This is a genomic window from Pseudovibrio sp. Ad26 (assembly GCF_001623285.1).
Taxonomy (GTDB): Bacteria; Pseudomonadota; Alphaproteobacteria; order Rhizobiales; family Stappiaceae; genus Pseudovibrio; species Pseudovibrio ascidiaceicola.
In genome coordinates this window covers 407,972-429,193 of sequence record NZ_LMCE01000146.1, presented here as the reverse complement: position 1 = coordinate 429,193, position 21,222 = coordinate 407,972, and the positions used below count along the sequence as shown (strand labels likewise).

Sequence of the window (21,222 nt, the reverse complement as noted above, 5' to 3'; positions counted from 1 at the left end):
TGGCAATGATCCCACTCAAGGAATTGAGTAAATTCCCTAGGTCAGGTGCTGCTGCGTGGCGGAGCGCCTACAGATTTGCGGAAAATAAGTTCCGGGTGCCACAGGCATTGCAGCTCTTTGATGTGTGTGCCCTTGAGGTAGTTCATTGCCATGATCGCGATCTCCCGACCTGCGTCGCGCAGTGGAGAACGGGTGACGGTCAGTGGCGGGTTCATGTCAGATGCTTGTGCGAGAGGCACGTTGTCATCATGGGCGACGATGGAGACTTCCGAACCAATCTTGATGCCGAGTTCGCTACAGGCTCTGTACGCTCCTTTTGCCATGACCACACTTGAGCAGAGCAGGGCAGTCGGGCGGTTTTCGAGCAGTAAGATTTCCATGGCGAAGGTGTAGCCGTTTTCCTCTGACATCGCGCCTGCACGCATATAATCCGGGTTTGGCGTGACGCCTCGTTCTTTCAACGCATCCTGCCAGCCGTTGAGGCGGTCAATGGCGTAGACACGGTTTGGATGGCCGTTGAGGATCGCGATCTTGTCGTGGCCCATTTCCAGCAGCATCTTTGTGGGCTCGTGGAAGACGCCGTAGTTGTCGATGTCGATGTACGAGTAGCTGTCACAGGTGGCAGTGCGGCCATGGACGATGAATGGCATGTTGAGGTCTTGCAGAAGACGGATGCGCTCTTCACTCAGATCCACATTGGACAGGATCACCAGATCAACAGTGCCTTTTTCCGCAAAGCGGCGGTAGACGTCCACTTCTTCACTTTGCGAGGAGGAGATCATGATGTCGTAGTCAAGCTCGGATGCCTTCTCAGAAAGACCTGTCAGAAACTCGATGAAATGCGGATCGAGAAACATGTTCATGTCAGTGGGGAAGGCGATGCCGATCACGCAGGAGCGTCCGGTTGCCAGACGGCGTGCGTTGACATTGGGGCGATAGCCATAGGTCTTTGCTGCTTCTGAGACCCGGTTTCGGGTGGCAAGAGACACGTCAGAATACCCGTTCAGAGCTCTGCTGACTGTGGTTTGTGAAAGGCCGAGATGACTGGCTAAACTCTTAAGATTCATAATAATTCAATGGCTCAAACTTGCTGTGCGCCTTGTTTATAGCCCCTTTTTCTCCCGCATGCTTGTGTGAAAGCTAGCCCAGAAGTCTCCCTAAAATCCAGTAGGACCTTTGTCTTTTCCAAAGCGCTTTGGGGACGGTAACGGAGTCAGTGGAAAACTGATATTTTTCAGAGATGCAGTAAAATACCACATATGATGGGCTCTAAACTTAGGAGAATTCAGCTGTTTCGTGGGTGGTGCGTTGCAAAATATGGTGCCAGATGGACAGCCTCACAAAAGTTCCTACGGATTTTTACTATTGACTTAGACCGGTGACTAAACTTTGCTTGTCTCAAAGCGCTTTGGGAATCTTTTGAAAGATGACCAGTGTTTGGGGAGCCCTTCGCTCTGGAGGGGTAATTAATGGCCGGACAACGATTGGGAATTCGTTGAATCAAGGGCCATGGACGAAACAGGGAGGCGTCCCATTATGGGTATCCGTCGTACATTATTAGGTTCTGCTGTTGCTATTGCTGGTATGGCTGGCGTTGCGGGTTATGCAATGGCTGCTGAAGTTACCGTTGTTTGCGGGAGCGTTGGTCAGGGCGCTAAGCTCTGTAAAGGTGCTGCAACCGAGTGGGCTAAAGAAACTGGCAACACCGTTAAGTTTTTCGCTGCACCTGCATCATCTACCGAGCAGCTGGCGCTGTACCAGCAGATCCTGAGCTCTGGTTCTTCTGATATTGATGTTTTCCAGATTGACGTTATCTGGCCTGGTATTCTGGGAAGCCACCTTGCTGATCTGAAGCCATATTCCAATGGCGCAGAAGACATGCACTTCCAGCCAATCGTTGCGAACAACACCTACAAAGGCAAGCTGGTTGCTATGCCTTGGTACACTGATGCTGGCCTGCTGTTCTACCGCAAAGACCTGCTCGAAAAGCATGGTGAAAAAGCTCCTGAAACCTGGAGTGATCTGACCGCAAGCGCGAAAAAAATTCAGGATGCTGAACGCGCCGCTGGCAACAATAAAATGTGGGGCTTTGTTTATCAGGCTAAGGCTTATGAAGGTCTGACCTGTGACGCTCTTGAGTGGGTCGACAGCTTTGGCGGCGGCGATGTTGTGAACGCTGATGGTGATATTACCATCAACAACGAAAAAGCTGTAAAAGCTCTGTCTCTTGCAGCAAGCTGGACCGGCACAATTGCACCTTCTGGTGTTCTTTCCTATCAGGAAGAAGATGCACGCGGTGTGTTCCAGTCCGGTAATGCAGTGTTCATGCGTAACTGGCCTTATGCATGGTCTCTCGGTCAGGCTGACGATTCTCCGATCAAAGGCAAAATCGGTGTGATGGCTCTGCCTAAGGGTGGTGAAGACGGAAAGCAGACCGGTACTCTTGGTGGTTGGCAGCTTGCTGTTTCTAAATACTCCAAAGACCCAGAAGCAGCTGCAAGCCTTGTAATGCACCTGACCAGTAAAAAGAGCCAGAAACAGCGCGCTATTGAAGGGTCTTACAACCCAACCATTGCTGAGCTGTACACTGATGCAGATGTTCTTGCAGCAAGCCCGTTCATGGGTCAATTGAAAGACACCTTCACCAATGCTGTGGCACGTCCATCTCGTGCAACTGGCTCTAACTACAACAAAGTTTCCAATGCATTTTACAATGCAGTGCATGACGTGCTTTCCGGTAAAACCGAAGCAGAGGCATCCCTTGCGAAGCTTGAAAAGAACCTGAAACGCATCAAGCGTAAAGGCTGGTAAGTCTCCTCCCTAGACTTGCGATCTGTGTTGCGGCCTCCCGATGGCCGCAACACTGAACCGAGCTCCTGGGTGGTTCCTTGGAGTTTCCCTGAAATAAAGAAACCAAGGATCAGAGGATGACCCTTGCTCTTCAGCAGGATGGTATAGCCACTCGTAAGGCAAAACGCTCCAATCTGAGTTCTGCCAGATTGCGCGCCGCGTGGCTTTTTCTCGCCCCCATGATGATTGCTTTGGCTGCTGTTGCAGGCTGGCCGTTGCTTCGCACCATCTGGTTGGGTTTTACCGACGCAAACCTCACAGATCTCAGCCAATCTCAATTCATCGGCTTTGAGAACTATCTCTCGTATTATGACGGAGAGGCTTATGGCGTTCTCGTTGATGCCGAGTGGTGGAATGCGGTTTGGAATACTCTCTGGTTTTCTGTCATCTCTGTTGGTTTTGAAACTCTATTCGGGCTTCTCATTGCGTTGATCCTGAATGCAGAGTTCAAAGGCCGTGGCCTTGTGCGTGCTGCGGTTCTGATCCCCTGGGCGATCCCGACTATTGTTTCCGCCAAGATGTGGGGCTGGATGCTTCACGACCAGTTTGGTGTGATCAACGAAATTCTGCTGAGTGTCGGCATTCTGTCTGAGCCGATTGCCTGGACGGCTGATCCTTCCACCGCGATGTGGGCCGTGATCATGGTGGATGTCTGGAAAACAACACCGTTCATGGCGCTGCTGACCCTTGCTGCCCTTCAGATGCTTCCGGGTGATATCTATGAGGCCGCCCGCGTGGACGGCATCAATCCAATCCGTGTGTTCTTTAAGGTGACGTTGCCGCTGATCCGTCCAGCGATCATTGTTGCTGTGATTTTCCGCAGTCTTGATGCGCTGCGTGTGTTTGATCTGATTTACGTGCTGACGTCCAGCTCCACCTCGACCATGTCCATGTCAGTCTATGCAAGGCAGCAACTGGTTGATTTCCAGGAGGTTGGCTATGGCTCTGCGGCTGCGACGCTGCTGTTCATTGTGATCGCTCTGCTGACGACCATTACCGTGGTGGCAGGCGGGCTGAAATCCGGTGAAGGAGAACAATCATGAACAGGCAGATGAAGTCTATTCTGTTTTACACACTCGTTGTTGTGGTCGTGATTTTCTCGGTCTTCCCGTTCTATTACGCGATTGTCACGAGCTTTCGCAGTGGGCAGGAGCTGTTCAACCCGTCCGTGTTCCCAACATCCTTCACGACGGGGAACTATTTCTCCATCTTCAAAGAACAGCCGTTTGGCCTCAATATTCTGAACTCGGTGATTGTGGCGACCTCGGTTGTGATCCTGTCGCTGATTATCGCAGTGACGGCATCTTATGCGTTGGCTCGCATCCACTTCCGTGGACGTGGCTTGTTGTTGATGACAATCCTGTCAGTCTCCATGTTCCCACAGGTGGCGATCCTTTCTGGCATGTATGAGCTGATCCGTTCCATAGGACTTTACAACTCTCTGCCGGGTTTGATTATCCCGAACACGGTGTTGACCCTGCCGTTTACTGTGTGGGTGCTGACCACCTTTATGAAGGAGCTGCCGAAGGAACTTGAAGAGGCTGCTGTTGTTGACGGGGCTTCTCCGCTGACCATTGTACGCCGGATCTTCCTGCCGCTGATGTGGCCTGCGATGGTGACCACTGGTCTGCTTGCCTTCATCGGTGCGTGGAACGAGTTCCTCTTCGCACTCACCTTTACTCTATCCAACGAAGTTCGCACCGTGCCTGTGGCGATTGCCCTGATGTCCGGCGCAACTGAATACGAGCTGCCATGGGGCAATATCATGGCTGCTTCTGTACTAGTGACCGTCCCGATCGTGGTCCTAGTCCTGGTGTTTCAACGAAAAATCGTCGCTGGTCTTACAGCTGGTGCGGTTAAAGGATAACTGGAATGAACCTCTCTACCCCAATAAATGAAAATACAAGCCATCGCGTTCTGGCGAACGATCCGGATTGGTGGCGGGGCGCAGTCATTTATCAAATCTATCCGCGGTCTTTCGCAGATAGCAATGGCGATGGCATTGGTGACCTTCCAGGCATTACAGAGAAGTTGGACTACATCTCCGATCTTGGTGCCGACGCGATTTGGATTTCGCCTTTCATGAAGTCGCCAATGGATGACTTTGGATATGACGTTTCTGATTATGAAGACGTTGATCCAATGTTCGGCTCTCTGGACGACTTTAAAGAGCTGATTGCCAAAGCGCATGGCAAGGGCATTCGTGTGCTGATCGATCTGGTGATCTCGCATACTTCTGATCAGCATGAATGGTTTGTTGAAAGCCGCAGCAATAAAACCAACAGCAAGTCTGACTGGTATGTGTGGGCTGATCCAAAGGCTGATGGGTCTCCGCCAAACAACTGGCTGTCCATCTTTGGTGGTTCTGCCTGGCAGTGGGACAGCCGTCGTTGTCAGTACTACCTGCATAACTTCCTGCGTTCTCAGCCGGATTTGAATTTCCATTGCGAAGAAGTGCAGCAGGCTGTGCTTGATGCAGGTCGGTTCTGGTTGGAGCTGGGTGTTGATGGGTTCCGTTTGGATACCGTGAACTTTTACGTTCATGACAAGCAGCTGCGTGACAACCCGCCTTATCCGGATCCGGATAGTCTTGCGGATGTGACTGGCGTGAACCCTTATGCGTTCCAGGACCACAAGTTCGACAAGTCGCAGCCAGAAAATCTGCCGTTCCTTGAGCGTTTGCGGGCTGTGATGAACGAGTATCCGAACACCACCACTGTTGGTGAGATTGGTGCGGGGCATGAAGCCAGCGAGATCATGGCGCAGTATACCTCTGGTGAGGGACGTCTGCACATGGCGTACAGCTTTGATCTGCTTTCCAACACGCCAACTGCAAAGTATGTGCGTGAGCGGGTGACCAACCTGCAGAACATTGTGACTGAGGGTTGGCCGAGCTGGGCGATGTCCAACCACGATGTGAAGCGTATGGGGTCGCGGCTTCCTGCTGATGTTGATCCTCAGGTGGCCACGCCAGCTTTGATGGCGTTGAGCGCATCGCTGCGTGGTAGCCCATGCATTTATCAGGGTGAGGAACTGGGCTTTAAAGAAGCTGATGTGGCTCTGGAAGACCTGCAGGATCCTTATGGCATTGAGTTCTGGCCTGAGTACAAAGGTCGTGATGGGTGCCGGACGCCGATTGCATGGACCAAGGACGGTGGTTTCACCACTGGCAAGCCTTGGCTACCAATGGCGCAAGACCATCTGGAACACAGTGCGGAAGCTCAGGCTGGAGATGAGGCTTCTCCTCTTCGCCGGACAGCGAAATACCTGCAGTGGCGTAAGGACCAGAAGGTTCTGCAAAAAGGGTCTTTGGATTTTGTTGATCTGGGAGAAGATGTGCTGGCGTTTGTGCGTGAGCATGAAAGCGAGAAAGTGCTTTGCGTCTTCAACCTGACAAATAATGATATGCGTGTTGCTCTGGGTGCGTACAGCTCTGCTGCGTTGCTGGAGGGGCATGGATTTAGTGCGGAAATGGACGGCGAGGCACTCAACCTGCCTGCATGGCAAGTGGCTTACTTGCAAATCTCAAAGAACTAAGCTGAGGGCAACACCATGGCAGATGTAACACTCAAGGGTATCGTCAAGGACTTCGGGTCAACCCGCATCATCCACGGCGTTGATTTGCAGATCAAAGATCGCGAGTTGATCGTGTTTGTTGGGCCATCCGGCTGCGGTAAATCGACTTTATTGCGCCTGATTGCAGGGCTTGAAGATATCACTGATGGTGACATGTTCATTGACGGAGATCTGGTGAACCAGCGCTCTCCTAAGGAACGCAAGATAGCCATGGTGTTCCAGAGCTATGCTCTTTATCCGCATATGAATGTTTATGAGAACATGGCGTTTGGCCTTGAGCTCTCCAAGCATTCAAAAGAGGATATCAAAGACAAGGTGATGGAGGCGGCTCGTATCCTTGAGCTGACTCCGTTGCTGGAACGTAAACCGAAGCAACTGTCTGGTGGTCAGCGTCAGCGTGTGGCGATTGGCCGTGCGATTGTTCGTAATCCTAAGGTCTTCCTGTTTGATGAGCCGCTCTCCAACCTTGATGCGGCGCTGCGTGTGCAGATGCGTATTGAGATTGCCAAGCTGCATCAGGACATGGACGCCACCATGGTGTACGTGACCCATGATCAGGTGGAGGCAATGACGCTTGCAGACCGGATTGTGGTGCTGAACGCTGGCCGGATTGAGCAGGTTGGTAGCCCGCTTGAGCTGTACCATCGTCCACGCAACAAGTTTGTGGCTGGCTTCATCGGATCGCCGAAGATGAACTTCATTGAGGCGCAGGTGACAAGTGTTGCTGAAGACGGTGTTGAGCTGTCGGTTATCGGCTCTGATCCTGTGAAGGTTGTCGTTGATCCGACTGGCCTTGCTGTTGGCGATAAGGTTGAGTTTGGTATTCGTCCCGAGCACATGGGCAGCGGAACGGAAGGCGAGCTTTCCGGGAAGGTCGAGGTTATTGAGGAACTTGGTGAGAGCCACTTCCTGCATGTGCGCTTGACCGATGGTTCTTTGATCACCGTTCAGGGCAGGGGTGATGCTACTGCGAAGGCTGGCGAGAGCTGCAAAGTGAAGCTGGATTGCAGCCATGGGCATGTGTTTGGCGGTGACGGATTCGCGTTTTCTAAATTGGGGACGTTAGGTCAACATGAAAAGACTGCAGCTCTTGAGGGTGCGTGATAAATAAAATTGCTCACAGGCTCACTCCAATTTGGCATAGTGTTCCAGCGCTGCACCTTGTGTGCAGCGTTTGCTTTTTCTGAGATGCCTCTTCAATTCTTAAAACGATTAAATAGCTGATTTTTTTAGACTGAATCAGGCCTGATCATACCAATTGACTAGTCCGATAGGGGAGGTTGGATTACTGGCAGAAACCGCAAGGTTAGCCGTCCAGGATCAAGCAGAGATTGAGCTGGTGCATGGTATTCTTTGGCTGAGCTCAACCAAGGGTACTTGTTCCCTTTCTTAAAAAGTGAAAGAATTTAATCAGTGATTGCACTTAGATGCGGTTACAATTCTTTCGCCTTCGCGCGACTAACGATGTGAAGGCATTTTATAAATAGGGGAGCATTTTTAAATGCAATTTAAGCGTAGTCTTCTCTCGCTGACGCTTGCTGCAAGCGTGGCGATGCCAATTTCCGGCGCTATCATCTCTGAGGCTGGTGCTGCAACACCACCTAACATGCTCATTGTTGCTGGCCGTATTGACGATATCATTTCCCTTGATCCGCAGGAAATGTTTGAGTTTTCCGGTACGGACATGGCGAACAACATGTATGACCGTCTGGTACAGCTGAACCCAGCTGACCTGTCCAAAGGTTATGAGCCAGGTCTGGCAACAAGCTGGGAAATCTCAGAGGATGGCAAGACCTTTACTTTTAAAATGCGTGACGGCATCAAGTTCCATACTGGCAACCCTGTTACCGCAAAGGATGCTGAGTATAGTATTCGCCGCGCAGTTGCGATGAAGAAAACACCGTCGTTCATTCTTACGCAGTTTGGCTTCACTCCTGAAAATATGAGTGAGACAATCAAAGCCGTCGATGAGAACACCTTCCAGATTACGACAGATAAGAAGTACGCTCCTTCTTTCGTACTGAACTGCTTCACCTCTGCAATTGCTTCTATCGTTGATAGTGAACTGGTTAAGTCCAATGAAGTTGATGGCGACTGGGGTAACGGCTGGCTGAAAACAAATTCTGCTGGTTCTGGCGCATTTAAGCTGCAGAGCTGGAAGCCAAATGAGTCTTATTCTCTGACTGCTGTTCCAGGCTACTGGCGTGGTGAAGTTGCGATGAAGCGCGTCATCGTGCGTCACGTGATGGAATCTGCTTCTCAGCGTCTGATGCTGGAAAAAGGCGATGTTGATGTTGCCCGTCAACTGTCTCCAGAAGATATTGCTGCGATCTCCACCAATGAAGACCTGAAGGTTGAAGACACGCTCCGTGGTCGTCTGATGTACATCTCTTTCAACCAGAAGGATAAGGCGCTGTCCCATCCAAAGGTTGCGGAAGCTCTGAAGTATCTCGTTGACTACAAAGGCATGACCGGTTCCTTCCTGAAGGGGCAGTACACAATCCAGCAGGCGTTCCTTCCGCAGACCTATATGGGCGAACTGAAGGACACTCCATTCTCATTGAATGTTGAGAAAGCTAAAGAGCTGCTCGACCAGGCTGGTTATGCCGATGGTTTCGATGTTGAGTTCATCGTTCGTAATGCGACTGAGCGTGTTGAAATTGCTCAGAGCTTGCAGAACACCTTTGGTCAGGCTGGCATTCGCGCCTCTATCACACAGGGAACTGGCAAGCAGATCCTTGGTCGTTACCGCGCACGTGACTTCCAGATCTACGTAGGTGCATGGGGTCCGGATTACCCAGATCCACACACAAATGCTGATACCTTTGCAAACAACCCGGATAACTCCGATGAAGGTAAGCATGTTGGTAAACTGGCATGGCGTAACGCTTACCCAGCAACAGAACTGACCAAGCTGACCGATCTGGCTGTACAGGAAAGTGACCGCGAAAAGCGTGCTCGCATGTACGTGCAAGCTCAGAAGACCTTCCAGAAAGAAGCTCCATTCTCAGTTATGTTCCAGCAGATTGAGCAGAACTCAATGGCTGCAAACGTAACCGGCTTCAACCCGGGTGGCGCTATCACTGGCGTATTCTTCTGGCCTGTAAAAAAATAAGATTGGCTAATCACAAATGAGCATCGCTGACTCTACAGCGACTGTGGCGCGGCGAGGGTTTACCTCGCCGCTCTACAAGATTTTAAAAGGTTTAATCGCTGGCCTTTTCTCCATTGCCATCACTATGGTGGGGCTTCTTTTCGTCACCTTCATTATTGCGCGTGTTATGCCAGTCGACCCGGTCCTCGCGGTTGTTGGTGAGCGTGCTTCTCAGGAAATCTATGAAGCTGCCTACAAAGCCATGGGTCTTGATCAGCCGCTTTATGTGCAGTTTTTGCTGTTCTTGAAACAGGTGGCGATGGGTGACTTCGGGATGTCGACGCTGACAGCGCGGCCCGTTGTTGAGGATATCGTCCGCGTTTTCCCGGCTACATTAGAGCTTGCAACTCTTGCGACGATCGCTGGTGTTGGTATTGGTGTGCCGATGGGAGTTTTGGCTGCTGTGAATGAAGGCCGCTGGCCTGACCAGCTGATCCGCCTTGTTGGCCTGTTTGGCTATTCCATGCCGATCTTCTGGTTTGGCTTGATGGGTCTCTTGATTTTTTACGGTGTTCTTGGCTGGGTTAGTGGCCCGGGTCGTATTGACATCTATTATGAAGACATTGTTCCTGTTGTTTCGGGCATGATCCTCATCGATAGCCTGATCGCAGGAGAGATTGAGATCTTCTGGAATGCGGTGAGCCACATCATTCTGCCTGCAAGTATTCTCGGCTATTATTCTATTGCTTACATTTCCCGTATGACCCGCTCGTTCATGTTGGAACAGTTCTCTCAGGAGTACATCACCACCGCGCGTGTGAAGGGTGTTTCTGAGACTGCTGTGATCTGGCGTCATGCGCTGCCGAATGTGATGATCCCGCTTATTACAGTGATCGCGCTTTCCTATGCGAACCTGCTGGAAGGGTCTGTGCTGACAGAGATTATCTTCTCATGGCCGGGTCTGGGCAACTACATCACCAATGCTCTGCTTTCTGCCGATATGAATGCGGTGCTGGGTGGAACAGTTGTGGTTGGTGCTATCTTTGTGGGCCTCAATCTCTTCTCTGACTTCATGTACAAAGTGGTTGATCCGAGGGCACGATGACAACAGCACCTGTAAAATCTAACGTGCCTGACAGAGCTGGCTTGAAAGCATGGCTCTCCTCTGATGCACCTACATCCCGCGGACATGCGCGCGCTGTGCAATTTTATATGGGGTGGATGAAACTCTATGAAAACAAGCTCGCGTTTCTCGGGTTCCTGATTATTCTGAGCCTGGTTCTGATGGCGATTTTTGCGCCTCTGCTGGCAACAACTGAGCCAAATGCCCAAGATCTTGCCAAGCGTTTGACTGCGCCGGGGGTGGATGGTCACCTGCTTGGAACTGATGAGCTTGGCCGTGATATCTGGAGCCGCCTCGTTTACGGATCTCGTATCACGCTTCTGATCGTGGGCATCGTTGCGTTCACAGCTCCGGTTTTCGGTTTGCTGATTGGAACTGTTGCGGGTTACCTGGGCGGCTGGGTTGATCAGGCGCTTATGCGTTTGGTTGATATCTTCCTGGCGTTTCCCAAGCTTATTCTGGCGCTTGCCTTCGTTGCTGCGCTTGGGGCTGGTATCGAGAGTGCGATTATTGCGATCAGCCTGACGGCATGGCCTCCGTATGCGCGTATTGCTCGCGCTGAAACGCTGACCATTCGTAATGCGGATTACATCAGCGCTGTGCGTTTGCAGGGGGCTGGTGTCATGCACATCATCATCGGGCATGTGTGGCCGTTGTGCCTGTCCTCCATCATCGTTCGTGTGACGCTTGATATGGCTGGTATTATTCTGACAGCTGCCGGCCTTGGTTTCCTTGGTCTTGGTGCCCAGCCTCCAGAGCCTGAGTGGGGTGCAATGATCTCTGCTGGTCGCAAGTTTATTCTGGATCACTGGTGGGTTGCTGCCATGCCGGGTATGGCGATCTTTATCGTGTCTTTGGGCTTCAACCTGTTGGGTGATGGTCTGCGCGATATTCTTGATCCGAAAAAGAGCCAGAGCTAGGGGAGAGAACCATGAGTGATACGCTTTTAAGCGTTGAGGACCTTTGGGTTCGTTTCCCAACACGTAGCGGTACCGTTGATGCGGTTCGTGGTATTTCGTTCTCTGTCGGGCGTGAGCGCGTTGGCATTGTGGGCGAAAGTGGCTCCGGTAAATCTATGACCGGGCGGAGTATTTTGCGTCTGATCCGGTCTCCGGGGCAGATGGAAGCCAAGTCGATTATGTTCAATGGTGAAAATCTGCTGGACTATTCGGAACGACAGATGCGGAAGATCCGTGGGCACCAGATCTCCATGGTGATGCAGGATCCGAAGTTTTCACTGAACCCTGTTCACACGGTTGGCAAGCAGATTTGTGAGGCTCTTCGCCTGCATACCAAGTCCTCTCGTCTTGAGGCTCGTCAGGGCGCTCTGGAGATGCTGGAGGCTGTTCAGATCCGTAATCCTGAGCGTGTGTTCGACTCCTACCCGCATGAGCTTTCAGGCGGTATGGGGCAGCGTGTGATGATCGCGATGATGCTGATCACCGATCCAAAACTGCTGATTGCTGATGAACCGACCTCTGCATTGGACGTGACTGTGCAGATGAAGGTGCTGGCGATTATGGACAAGTTGGTGCAGGAGCGCGGGATGGGGCTGATTTTCATCAGTCACGATCTGAACCTTGTCTCCTCGTTCTGTGACCGCATCATCATTATGTACGCTGGACGTATTGTGGAGACCTGTAAGGCCAGTGAGCTGCATAATGCGACACATCCTTATACACGTGGGTTGCTGAACGCGTTGCCACGCATTGAGGAGCCCAAGGGGCGCCTTGAAGCTCTGCAACGTCAGGACAGTTGGAAGCAGGAGGTCAGTGTCGATGCCCGGGTCTGATAGTGCTGTGATGGAACGTAAGCCATGGCTTGCGGAAGCAACAAAGAATGCTCGCCTCGAGATTAAAGACCTCAACGTCTATTTCGGTGAGGGAGCGGATCGCTTTCAGGCTGTCAAGAATGTGAGCGTCAAGGTTCAGCAAGGCGGCAGTTTTGGTATTGTCGGTGAATCTGGTTCAGGTAAATCAACTGTGTTGCGCGCTGTGTGTGGGCTCGTTGAGAGCTGGGATGGTGAGATCGATATTGATGGTGCACCTGTCTCACATAAGCGCGATAAGGCTTTCGCCCGTAAGATTCAGATGGTTTTTCAGGATCCCTATGCGTCCTTGCATCCACGCCATACTGTAGACAGAGTTTTGTCAGAACCCCTGAAATTACATGGGTTTGATGATGTTGATGGTCGTGTGCTTCGGGCTTTGGATGATGTGGGGCTTGGCGCCGATTTCCGTTTCCGGTATCCGCATCAGCTTTCCGGTGGCCAGCGACAGCGTGTGGCTGTTGCACGTGCTTTGATGTTGGAGCCGGAGATCCTGTTATTGGATGAGCCAACTTCAGCGTTGGATGTGTCTGTGCAGGCGGAAATTCTGAACCTGTTTGCTGATCTGCGTAAGGAGCATAACCTTACTTATGTGATGGTGACGCATGATCTGGCTGTGGTTGCGCATATGTGTGATGAGATTGCCGTGATGCAGCATGGTGAGGTTGTTGAGGTGATGGATGTGGAAGCGATGCGAAGCTCCACACCAGAGACAGCTTACACACAGGAGCTGCTTAAAGCCTCCATGGGGTATGATGCGGAGTTCTTCGGCGACAGCTGATCTGCAAGGCATATGACGAGACCTGAAAGCCCCGCCCATGTGGTGGGGCTTTTGTTATTTAGACTATATCGCCCAAGTCGTTGGGCGAGAGTCTTTGCCGAAGGGCAACGACACATTGTGAATTTCTGATAGGTCTCTGATTCTCTTTGCGTCTTTTTTTGATCTCACACTGGGTCGCTTCCACCTCTTCCTGAAGCAAATTTCCTTTCAGAAAACGGTTAAAAACTAACTCGTTGGTGGAGAAAAACGTAGCGCCTATATGATAGTTGGAACTCATGTGCAGAAAATGGCTTACACCAATGAGTTCACTGTGAATTTCTTAATGTTTTCTGTTATAACCAACCGGCTTAATCCTACGAGTACATAAGCTGAAACACTCGCAGATTGGCTTGGGTGTTTTCTAATTGATCTACGGTGTCTTCTTTGAGAAGTCTTGACGAAAATCTTATTTCCCATATTCCTCCGTTCCGAAAGCTGGAACGCGTTGATATCAGAGAGATTTTGGACGCAGCGACGCCAAAGCGTTTCAGCGCGGGTCAGGCTATTTTCGAAGAGCATGAGCCAGCGGAGCGGTTTTTCCTGCTGTTGGACGGTCATGTGCGCGTTATTCGCACCACGGCTTCCGGAGATCAGGTGATTGCGCGTCACATCGTCAGTGGCGAGCTTATGGGCATTGCCTCCGCAATTGGCAGGACGACTTACCCAGCCAGTGCTGTGGCGATTGATGACTGCCTTGTGCTGTTCTGGCCAACAAGTCTCTGGAAGACGTTTGTCGAAAAGTACGATGGATTTGCGACGGAAACCTACAAAACCGTCGGAGAGCGTATCTCTGAAGCGAACAACCACATTCTGGAACTGGCAACACAGCAGGTTGAGCAGCGTGTTGCACGTGCTTTGCTGAGGCTTGCAATCCAAAGCAGCCGCATCACCGATGAGGGAATGGAAATTGATTTTCCTCTCACACGCCAGAATATCTCTGAGATGACAGGTACAACTTTGTACACTGTGAGCCGTTTGCTAAGCGCTTGGGAAAAACAGGGAATTGTGAATAGCGGGCGCAAAAAGGTCATCGTGACGGAGATGAATAAGCTGAAGACTCTGGCTGATTTGGACCCAATGGCTGACTCTTGAGTACCGTTGAGCGATTGCCTGAGTGTTACTAGGCATAAATACCAGTATTCTCGATTTTATATCCTCTTGTTTTTAAATGTGTTTTTCTCCTATATCCGGTAATTACCGAATAGGTTGTTCTAGCACAAACTTCCCCAGTGGCGTCAATTTTATCATCTTCGGGACCGTAACCACGATAGGATTCCGTAGATGTCAGAATTCCTTACAAAATCGCGGGCACGAAATATTTTTTATGGGGGATCCTTATTCTTCATAGGCATATTTGCCGTGCTCTCAATCGACAGCCACCTTTACGTCGTCAATGAATCGACTTCAAAAGCTGATCTCACTGACGAGGTTGTCCTCGGAAAGCACGTTTGGGAAAAGCATGCTTGCATCAACTGCCATACGTTGCACGGGGAAGGCGCTTACTTTGCTCCTGAAGTCGGCAATGTGATGACACGTTGGGGCGTGCTGGATGATCCGGATGATGCAGCTGAGACCCTTGGCTCTTGGATGGAAGCTCAGCCGAGCCGCATCGAAGGTCGTCGCCAGATGCCTTTCTTCGATCTGACCAAAGAAGAAGTCCGCGGCCTCTCTGAATTCTTGCGTTGGGCTGACAAGACCAACACGCAAGACTGGCCACCGAACGACGCTGGTTAAGGGGTGGTATTATGAAATACAGTTCTCAAAAAGTCGCGTATGCCTACTTCGTAGCTGCGCTTGGCCTATTCGCAATCCAGGTTCTGGGCGGTTTGCTCGCTGGCTGGATTTATGTTGCACCTAACTTCCTTTCGGAGTTGCTGCCGTTCAACATCGTTCGCATGTTGCACACCAACGCACTGATCGTCTGGCTTCTGCTGGGCTTCTTTGGTGCGGCTTACTTCATCATCCCGGAAGAGAGCGAACGTGAGATCCACTCCGTTAAGCTCGCTTACATTCAGCTGATCATTCTTGTGGTTGGTACACTGGGTGCTGTTGTCAGTTACATCATGGGCATCCATGAAGGCCGTGAATTCCTTGAGCAGCCGCTCTGGGTTAAAGTCGGCATTCTTGTTGCTGCGTTGATCTTCCTCTTCAACATCTCAATGACTGTGTTGAAAGGTCGTAAGACTGCGATCACAAACATTCTGGTGATTGGCCTTTGGGCTCTTTCCCTGCTGTGGCTGTTTGCATTCTACAACCCAGACAACCTGAGCCTTGATAAAATGTACTGGTGGTACGTTGTTCACCTTTGGGTAGAAGGTACCTGGGAACTTGTGATGGCTTCCATCCTTGGCTTCCTGATGCTGAAACTCACCGGTGTTGACCGCGAAGTGATCGAGAAGTGGCTCTACATCATCGTAGCGACTGCTCTGTTCTCCGGTATTCTTGGTACAGGACACCACTATTATTGGATCGGCTTGCCCGGCTACTGGCAGTGGATTGGTTCCGTCTTCTCTACTCTGGAAGTCATACCATTCTTCCTGATGATGACCTTCTCCTTCGTCATGGTCTGGAAAGGTCGTAAGAACCATCCAAACAAAGCAGCTCTGCTGTGGTCACTTGGTTCTGCAACTGTCGCGTTCTTCGGCGCTGGCGTATGGGGCTTCCTGCATACTCTGCACGGTGTGAACTTCTACTCACACGGTACGCAGATCACTGCAGCGCATGGTCACCTTGCCTTCTTCGGCGCATACGTTGCTCTGAACCTTGCGATCTTCACTTACGCAATGCCATTGCTTAAGGGTCGTAATCCATACAACCAGGTTCTCAACATGGGCAGCTTCTGGCTCATGACTGGTGGTATGTCCTTCATGACCTTCGTGCTGACGTTTGCTGGAACCATCCAGACACACATGCAGCGTGTTGTTGGTGAAGACTTCATGTCCGTACAGGACCAGCTGACAGTGTTCTACATCATGCGCTTTGGTGCTGGTGCAGCTGTTGTGATTGGTGCTCTGCTGTTCATCTACTCCCTGCTCGTACCGCGCAAGGAATTGTTTACAGCGAACTCTGGTTCCAAACCAACGACCGGTAGTACTCCTGAAGCCCAAGCAGTTCTGGAAGGTGGTCGTTAATGACTGTACAGAACCACGTTTTTGATGTGCCCTATTATCAGCCTATCGCCGATGAATGTGCATTATTTGAAACGGCTTTTAACAAAGGTCTGCCCCTTCTTTTGAAGGGGCCGACGGGCTGCGGTAAAACCCGCTTTGTGGAACACATGGCCGCAAAGCTGGGTCGCCCGATCTACACCGTGGCTTGCCACGATGATCTTTCCGCAGCAGACCTAATTGGTCGTTACCTGCTTAAAGGCGGCGTGACTGAGTGGGTTGATGGCCCGCTGACCCGCGCTGTTCGCGAAGGTGCGATCTGCTATCTTGATGAAGTGATTGAAGCACGGAAAGACGTTGCGGTTGTTTTGCACCCGTTGACTGATAACCGTCGTCGTCTCATCATTGAGAGAACTGGCGAAGAGCTGCAAGCTCCACCGAACTTTATGCTCGTTGCCAGCTACAACCCCGGCTATCAGAACGTTCTGAAGCAGATGAAGCCTTCCACACGGCAGCGCTTCCTTTCAACCACCTTCGATTTCCCTGATGCGGAAACTGAAGTGCAGGTTGTTGCTAAAGAAAGCGGACTGGATGTTGAGCGTTCCAAATCCTTGGTTCGTCTTGCCGGCCATATCCGTGGTCTTTCCAGCCTGGATCTGGAAGAGGGTGTTTCCACTCGCTTGCTGATTTATGCTGCATCCCTGATTGCTGGTGGTATGCCAGTCGAGAAAGCACTGCAATACTCTGTTGTTGAACCATTGAGTGATGAGCCTGATGTTCAGGTTGCGCTTCGTGATTTGATCGCAGTTGTTTACGGGTGAGCCTGATGAAAGAGCAAATACTGGAGTTTTTAGAGCCTGAAGAAGCCGTAGGTAATCTGTGGCATGATTATGCTTCAAGCCTGGGTGCTCCAGTGCACCATGAGGATATGGAGGTCGAGCTGGCTAAGCTTCGCACCTCCGTGCAAGTGGTGTTTCGCGGGTTAGGTGGTGAAGCTAAAGTCGAGATCAGTCAAGCTCCGGCGACGGCTTCAACCTACCGCATGCCCGTAAAGCGTAAGCTTGGCAACGCTGCAGAAACAATCTTTCTGCCAGAGTTTGACGGCGAGCGTTTGAGGCTTCCTCCGGTTCTTGGCGTGTTTCCTAAGGCAGAAATGAACCGGGCCCATTACATCTGGCTTGCTGCATTTGCAGCGAACTGCGATGTGCAGGCAAAGCCAGAAGATCCATTACAGGCGGATGTTCAGGCATTGGCTTTGGCCAAACAAGCGATTGAGCGTGTTTGGGAAAAGTGCGTTGGTCTTCATGATTTTTTCCGTCAGTCCTGCGAATTCCTTTTACAAACCCGCAAGCGTCCAAGTCTTCCTGAGTGGGAAGCTGCGGTTGAAGCTATCGTTCTGGAATTGCTGGGTGGGCCGCGTGCCGTTTCCAGCACAAGCGCTAGCATCCGCAAGGCGATGGAATGTGTTGATGAGCGTTGGAAGCTGAAAGCTCCTAACGGCTATTGCCCCTTTGCGCCTGTGCCGATCTGGGTATCGAGCGAGTTGGTTAATGGTGAACGAGGCGAAGAGCGCTCGGATGAGCAAGCTCCGCCAACGCCGCAAGGATCAAGTGCTACAACGAAACGCAAGGCAAAGCGTGAAAAACGCGAGCAAGCGGATCGTAAAGACAGTTTTATTCTACACCGGTTTGAGGCCATCCTCTCCTGGGTAGAAAGCATGAACCTCAATCGTAGTACCGATGATGACGAAGAGGAAAATGCGCAGAAAGCTGCTGATGACCAAGATTATATCAGCCTTTCGAAAAATCAGCGGAAAGCAGCGACGCGTTTGCGTTTGCACCTGGACTTGTCTCCAGAAGATGCAGACCACGAACGCCTTTCCGACAAGTTCACATATCCTGAGTGGGATCACCGTCAACGTAAGTTTTTGGAAGATCATTGTCGTGTTCTGGAGAAGGATGCCGAGCCCGATTATGAGAGCGTGCTGCTGACTGATCCTTATCATAAGCGCCGTATTCGTCAGGTGAAACGCCAGTTTGAAGCCTTGCGTCCAAAGCGGATCATGCAGATGCGGCAGGCTGAGGGCAGCGAGCTGGATCTGGATGCTTTGGTGACGGCTCAGGTTGATCTGAAAGCTTCGGGTTATGCATCAGACCGTATTTTTCAGGATGCACGTGCTGTTGAGCGCGATCTTTCCGTAGCTATGTTGCTTGATACATCCCGTTCTACCGAAAGTGCGGTTGGTGATTCCAGTGTTATCGAGATTGCGGGGGCCGCACTTGCTGCTCTGTCTGGTGGTATTGATGCAAGTGGGGATCATCTTGGTGTCTGGGGGTTCTCCTCCCTGAAGCGAGATCGTGTTTTCATGAATAAAGCCAAAGACTTCAATGAACCGATGACTGATCAGGTGATCGCGAAGATTGGGTCGCTCAAGCCTTGCTATTACACCCGGTTGGGAGCGGCAATCCGGCATACAACTGCGCAGCTTGCCTTGCAGCAAACACAGCGGAAGCTTTTGCTTGTACTAACAGATGGAAAGCCGAACGATCTTGATCACTATGAAGGTATTCACGGCATTGAAGACAGCCACATGGCTGTTCGTGAAGCCCGCAAACAAGGCATGGCCGTTCATGGTGTGATTGTTGATGAGGATGGGCAGGATTGGTTTGCCCGTATCTTTGGCAAAGGTGGTTATACGCTCTTCCCAAATCCGGAGCGTCTTACACGCGCGCTGCCGGATATCTATAGAAGCCTGACAAGGGAGTATTAGATTATGAAGCTTTTCTATATGGTTATGGGCTTTATGGCAGGTCTGCTGCCTTTGTCCGCAATGGCTGCAATTTCTGGATACCAACGTCCTGTGCCTCAGCCACAAAGTGCGACTGCTGAGCTGTGGTTTGGTTTCGCTACCGTTATGCTGGTTGTCTCACTTTATGTCGTGCACAGGGTTGTAAAAGGCAGATGAGCGAAGAAGACCTCAGCAATCGCATCAGTGTAAGAAGGCTGGCACTCTATCTTTACCCGCTGGGTATTGGCGCGGTCGGTATCAACCTTTTCTTCTTGTCGCTGATTTTTTCATGGGTTGGATGGCCGGTGATGTCACCTTACATGGCGATGGCTGGTGGCGTTGTTTTGGGTTATCCGTTTGCGTATCCCTTTGCAAAACATATCCGGTACCTCATGGATAAATCGGATGGTTTGCTGGACTGATTAACTGCTTTGCGAGCATCGGAAGTCGAGCGCGATCTATATAGATCGCGCTTTTTTTTTTGTGCGCAGTGTTCATCTGATTGTTCTGACTGACAGTTTTATCAATTCAGAAGCAAAAATTAATATGCCAGCATAGTGTTGTTCTGCTGGAGTTGTGCTGAGTTCCATCTGATTTGGTGTTTCCTGACAGGAGAGACAACAGTTGCGAGCGTCTGTTGCCCCAATATCGCTAGCTAGTTTGATGAAGCAGGGCCGCCTTCTGCTTGCATGTCTTTGTTTTTGCGCGGTTTTCAATGGTATTGCGCAAGCGCAGAATTCTCGCTGGCCACTGAACTGGGGTGATTGGGAGACGGCGACCGGAGATTGGGGCGGATACCGGACGAAACTCAACGATATGGGTATCGATCCAGAGCTCAATTACACCCATGATATTATGGCAAATCCGGTTGGCGGCGAACGGCAAAGTGCTGCTTATGCAGGTGCGCTTGATGCAAGTATCGACTTTGATCTTCAAAAACTGCTGGGTTTGAATGGAACCAGCTTTAGCTTTGGTTTGTATCAAGGTTTGGGGCGGGATCTATCCGGCGAAGATATCAATAATGTTTTTGATGTTGCGCAGATCTTTATCGGAGATGTTTTCGGCATTTCGCAGATGAACATTTTGCAGAGGCTTGCGAATGATCGAGTGGAGATTGCGATAGGCCGCCTCTCTACGGGGACTGACTTCGCTTACAGCGATGCGTTCCCTCTCTACGTGAACAGTGGTGTCAACGGGAATCCCGTACAATTGTTGGAAAACTTGCCGTCGTTTACGACACCTCCTTTCAGTCAATGGGGTGTTAGAGGAACGCTTAAACCGCAGGAATCCCTTTATCTTTCTGTCGGTGCTTATAATGCGGACCTGAATGCGCAGGACAACGACAGTCAGGGACTTAACTTTAAGTTCAATCCTGAAGACGGTGTACTGGTGATTGCAGAAGGTGGTGTTTTGGTCGGGCAGGAGAAGACCAGCGCTTATTTACCGGGGCGGTATATGCTTGGTGGTTATTATGACACCAGTGACTACACGCCATTTACCGATGCCAATGCGACGGAAGAGGGTAACTGGGGGCTATACTTCATTGCGAACCAGATGGTTTATGAAGAGCAAGCGGATCAAGGTCTTAATCTTTGGGGGCTTTTTACATTTGCGCCACAACAAAGCATCAACAGTTTGCCTTATGGAGTGAGTGGTGGCGCTTACTACAAAGGGCTGCTTGATAGCCGCGATAATGACATCACGGCAGGTGCATTTTATCTTGGTTTCTTCAGCGATGATTTGCCGGGACAGACCTTTGAACTGGTGTTTGAGATCAACCATCGTTTCCAGTTTACGGAATGGTTCTATACGACAGTTGATGGGCAGTATGTGGTGAACCCAAATGGACAGACAAATATCTCTGATGCGTGGGTTGTTGGCTTCGAAATGTCCGTTGATTTTTAGGTCCAAAGACGTTGTTTTTTCAGAAAAATAGCTCGTTTTCGAGAGTGCAAATCACTTGCAAAAACCATCCATGCACGACAAAGAAAAAGTACGTGGAAATCCACTGTAATCTTTGTGTTTTTGTGTGCGCT

Annotated in this window: 19 protein-coding genes; 18 read left to right on the top strand and 1 reads right to left on the bottom strand. The window is 50.8% G+C overall.

Annotated features, from left to right (window positions below):
* Positions 1 to 41 precede the first annotated feature (41 nt).
* Entirely contained in the window at positions 42 to 1,067 is a 1,026-nt protein-coding gene (locus PsAD26_RS25720) for a substrate-binding domain-containing protein (protein ID WP_063312661.1), read from the bottom strand.
* Positions 1,068 to 1,536: 469 nt separating this feature from the next.
* On the opposite strand from PsAD26_RS25720, the gene PsAD26_RS25715 reads away from it, so the two are divergent.
* The 18 genes from PsAD26_RS25715 to PsAD26_RS25630 all read left to right on the top strand — a co-directional run bounded on the left by PsAD26_RS25715 (position 1,537) and on the right by PsAD26_RS25630 (position 21,091).
* Positions 1,537 to 2,811 carry an ABC transporter substrate-binding protein gene (locus PsAD26_RS25715; protein WP_063312660.1) on the top strand — a complete coding sequence of 425 codons (1,275 nt, stop codon included), beginning with the start codon at positions 1,537 to 1,539 and terminating at the stop codon, positions 2,809 to 2,811.
* A 116-nt stretch (positions 2,812 to 2,927) separates the two neighbouring features.
* Entirely contained in the window at positions 2,928 to 3,893 is a 966-nt protein-coding gene (locus tag PsAD26_RS25710; protein ID WP_063312659.1) for a sugar ABC transporter permease, read from the top strand.
* Positions 3,890 to 4,717, top strand: coding sequence for a carbohydrate ABC transporter permease (locus tag PsAD26_RS25705; protein WP_063312658.1), 828 nt, complete (start codon positions 3,890 to 3,892; stop codon positions 4,715 to 4,717). The genes PsAD26_RS25710 and PsAD26_RS25705 overlap by 4 nt, the downstream gene beginning before the upstream one ends.
* Before the next feature lie 5 nt (positions 4,718 to 4,722).
* A complete protein-coding gene (locus PsAD26_RS25700; protein WP_063312657.1) occupies positions 4,723 to 6,387 on the top strand; it encodes an alpha-glucosidase family protein in 1,665 nt (554 codons plus the stop codon).
* Positions 6,388 to 6,402: 15 nt separating this feature from the next.
* Positions 6,403 to 7,530: a sn-glycerol-3-phosphate ABC transporter ATP-binding protein UgpC gene (ugpC, locus tag PsAD26_RS25695; RefSeq protein WP_063312656.1), complete on the top strand. Its 1,128-nt coding sequence runs from the start codon at positions 6,403 to 6,405 to the stop codon at positions 7,528 to 7,530.
* 397 nt (positions 7,531 to 7,927) lie between these two features.
* Complete coding sequence (locus PsAD26_RS25690; RefSeq protein ID WP_063312655.1) at positions 7,928 to 9,541, top strand: ABC transporter substrate-binding protein; 1,614 nt, start codon at positions 7,928 to 7,930, stop codon at positions 9,539 to 9,541.
* 16 nt (positions 9,542 to 9,557) lie between these two features.
* Positions 9,558 to 10,625 (top strand): ABC transporter permease, encoded by a 1,068-nt coding sequence (locus PsAD26_RS25685; RefSeq protein ID WP_063312654.1) that lies wholly within the window; start codon positions 9,558 to 9,560, stop codon positions 10,623 to 10,625.
* The gene (locus tag PsAD26_RS25680) at positions 10,622 to 11,563 is read left to right on the top strand and encodes an ABC transporter permease (protein ID WP_057461258.1); all 942 of its coding nucleotides are present in this window, start codon (positions 10,622 to 10,624) and stop codon (positions 11,561 to 11,563) included. The genes PsAD26_RS25685 and PsAD26_RS25680 overlap by 4 nt, the downstream gene beginning before the upstream one ends.
* A gap of 11 nt (positions 11,564 to 11,574) precedes the next feature.
* Complete coding sequence (locus tag PsAD26_RS25675) at positions 11,575 to 12,435, top strand: ABC transporter ATP-binding protein (protein ID WP_063312653.1); 861 nt, start codon at positions 11,575 to 11,577, stop codon at positions 12,433 to 12,435.
* Complete coding sequence (locus tag PsAD26_RS25670; protein WP_063312652.1) at positions 12,422 to 13,252, top strand: ABC transporter ATP-binding protein; 831 nt, start codon at positions 12,422 to 12,424, stop codon at positions 13,250 to 13,252. The genes PsAD26_RS25675 and PsAD26_RS25670 overlap by 14 nt, the downstream gene beginning before the upstream one ends.
* A gap of 414 nt (positions 13,253 to 13,666) precedes the next feature.
* Positions 13,667 to 14,383 (top strand): Crp/Fnr family transcriptional regulator, encoded by a 717-nt coding sequence (locus tag PsAD26_RS25665; protein WP_057461262.1) that lies wholly within the window; start codon positions 13,667 to 13,669, stop codon positions 14,381 to 14,383.
* Between the two features lie 189 nt (positions 14,384 to 14,572).
* Positions 14,573 to 15,025 (top strand): cytochrome c, encoded by a 453-nt coding sequence (locus PsAD26_RS25660; protein WP_057461263.1) that lies wholly within the window; start codon positions 14,573 to 14,575, stop codon positions 15,023 to 15,025.
* 11 nt (positions 15,026 to 15,036) lie between these two features.
* Positions 15,037 to 16,422, top strand: coding sequence for a cbb3-type cytochrome c oxidase subunit I (locus PsAD26_RS25655; protein ID WP_057461264.1), 1,386 nt, complete (start codon positions 15,037 to 15,039; stop codon positions 16,420 to 16,422).
* Positions 16,422 to 17,219, top strand: a complete 798-nt coding sequence (locus PsAD26_RS25650) for a CbbQ/NirQ/NorQ/GpvN family protein (protein ID WP_063312651.1) — start codon at positions 16,422 to 16,424, stop codon at positions 17,217 to 17,219. The genes PsAD26_RS25655 and PsAD26_RS25650 overlap by 1 nt, the downstream gene beginning before the upstream one ends.
* A gap of 5 nt (positions 17,220 to 17,224) precedes the next feature.
* Positions 17,225 to 19,168, top strand: coding sequence for a VWA domain-containing protein (locus PsAD26_RS25645; protein ID WP_193758358.1), 1,944 nt, complete (start codon positions 17,225 to 17,227; stop codon positions 19,166 to 19,168).
* 3 nt (positions 19,169 to 19,171) lie between these two features.
* Positions 19,172 to 19,363 carry a hypothetical protein gene (locus PsAD26_RS25640; RefSeq protein ID WP_063312649.1) on the top strand — a complete coding sequence of 64 codons (192 nt, stop codon included), beginning with the start codon at positions 19,172 to 19,174 and terminating at the stop codon, positions 19,361 to 19,363.
* Entirely contained in the window at positions 19,360 to 19,608 is a 249-nt protein-coding gene (locus tag PsAD26_RS25635) for a hypothetical protein (protein WP_063312648.1), read from the top strand. Before PsAD26_RS25640 ends, PsAD26_RS25635 begins: the two co-directional genes overlap by 4 nt.
* A gap of 241 nt (positions 19,609 to 19,849) precedes the next feature.
* A complete protein-coding gene (locus PsAD26_RS25630) occupies positions 19,850 to 21,091 on the top strand; it encodes a carbohydrate porin (protein ID WP_153041578.1) in 1,242 nt (413 codons plus the stop codon).
* Positions 21,092 to 21,222: the final 131 nt, after the last annotated feature.

What these genes read in the sequence shown, in the direction of transcription:
- PsAD26_RS25720 (WP_063312661.1), bottom strand. Translation starts at nt 1,067, where the DNA reads ATGAATCTTAAGAGTTTAGCCAGTCATCTCGGCCTTTCACAAACCACA.
- PsAD26_RS25715 (WP_063312660.1), top strand. Translation starts at nt 1,537, where the DNA reads ATGGGTATCCGTCGTACATTATTAGGTTCTGCTGTTGCTATTGCTGGT.
- PsAD26_RS25710 (WP_063312659.1), top strand. Translation starts at nt 2,928, where the DNA reads ATGACCCTTGCTCTTCAGCAGGATGGTATAGCCACTCGTAAGGCAAAA.
- PsAD26_RS25705 (WP_063312658.1), top strand. Translation starts at nt 3,890, where the DNA reads ATGAACAGGCAGATGAAGTCTATTCTGTTTTACACACTCGTTGTTGTG.
- PsAD26_RS25700 (WP_063312657.1), top strand. Translation starts at nt 4,723, where the DNA reads ATGAACCTCTCTACCCCAATAAATGAAAATACAAGCCATCGCGTTCTG.
- ugpC (WP_063312656.1), top strand. Translation starts at nt 6,403, where the DNA reads ATGGCAGATGTAACACTCAAGGGTATCGTCAAGGACTTCGGGTCAACC.
- PsAD26_RS25690 (WP_063312655.1), top strand. Translation starts at nt 7,928, where the DNA reads ATGCAATTTAAGCGTAGTCTTCTCTCGCTGACGCTTGCTGCAAGCGTG.
- PsAD26_RS25685 (WP_063312654.1), top strand. Translation starts at nt 9,558, where the DNA reads ATGAGCATCGCTGACTCTACAGCGACTGTGGCGCGGCGAGGGTTTACC.
- PsAD26_RS25680 (WP_057461258.1), top strand. Translation starts at nt 10,622, where the DNA reads ATGACAACAGCACCTGTAAAATCTAACGTGCCTGACAGAGCTGGCTTG.
- PsAD26_RS25675 (WP_063312653.1), top strand. Translation starts at nt 11,575, where the DNA reads ATGAGTGATACGCTTTTAAGCGTTGAGGACCTTTGGGTTCGTTTCCCA.
- PsAD26_RS25670 (WP_063312652.1), top strand. Translation starts at nt 12,422, where the DNA reads ATGCCCGGGTCTGATAGTGCTGTGATGGAACGTAAGCCATGGCTTGCG.
- PsAD26_RS25660 (WP_057461263.1), top strand. Translation starts at nt 14,573, where the DNA reads ATGTCAGAATTCCTTACAAAATCGCGGGCACGAAATATTTTTTATGGG.
- PsAD26_RS25655 (WP_057461264.1), top strand. Translation starts at nt 15,037, where the DNA reads ATGAAATACAGTTCTCAAAAAGTCGCGTATGCCTACTTCGTAGCTGCG.
- PsAD26_RS25650 (WP_063312651.1), top strand. Translation starts at nt 16,422, where the DNA reads ATGACTGTACAGAACCACGTTTTTGATGTGCCCTATTATCAGCCTATC.
- PsAD26_RS25645 (WP_193758358.1), top strand. Translation starts at nt 17,225, where the DNA reads ATGAAAGAGCAAATACTGGAGTTTTTAGAGCCTGAAGAAGCCGTAGGT.
- PsAD26_RS25640 (WP_063312649.1), top strand. Translation starts at nt 19,172, where the DNA reads ATGAAGCTTTTCTATATGGTTATGGGCTTTATGGCAGGTCTGCTGCCT.
- PsAD26_RS25635 (WP_063312648.1), top strand. Translation starts at nt 19,360, where the DNA reads ATGAGCGAAGAAGACCTCAGCAATCGCATCAGTGTAAGAAGGCTGGCA.
- PsAD26_RS25630 (WP_153041578.1), top strand. Translation starts at nt 19,850, where the DNA reads ATGAAGCAGGGCCGCCTTCTGCTTGCATGTCTTTGTTTTTGCGCGGTT.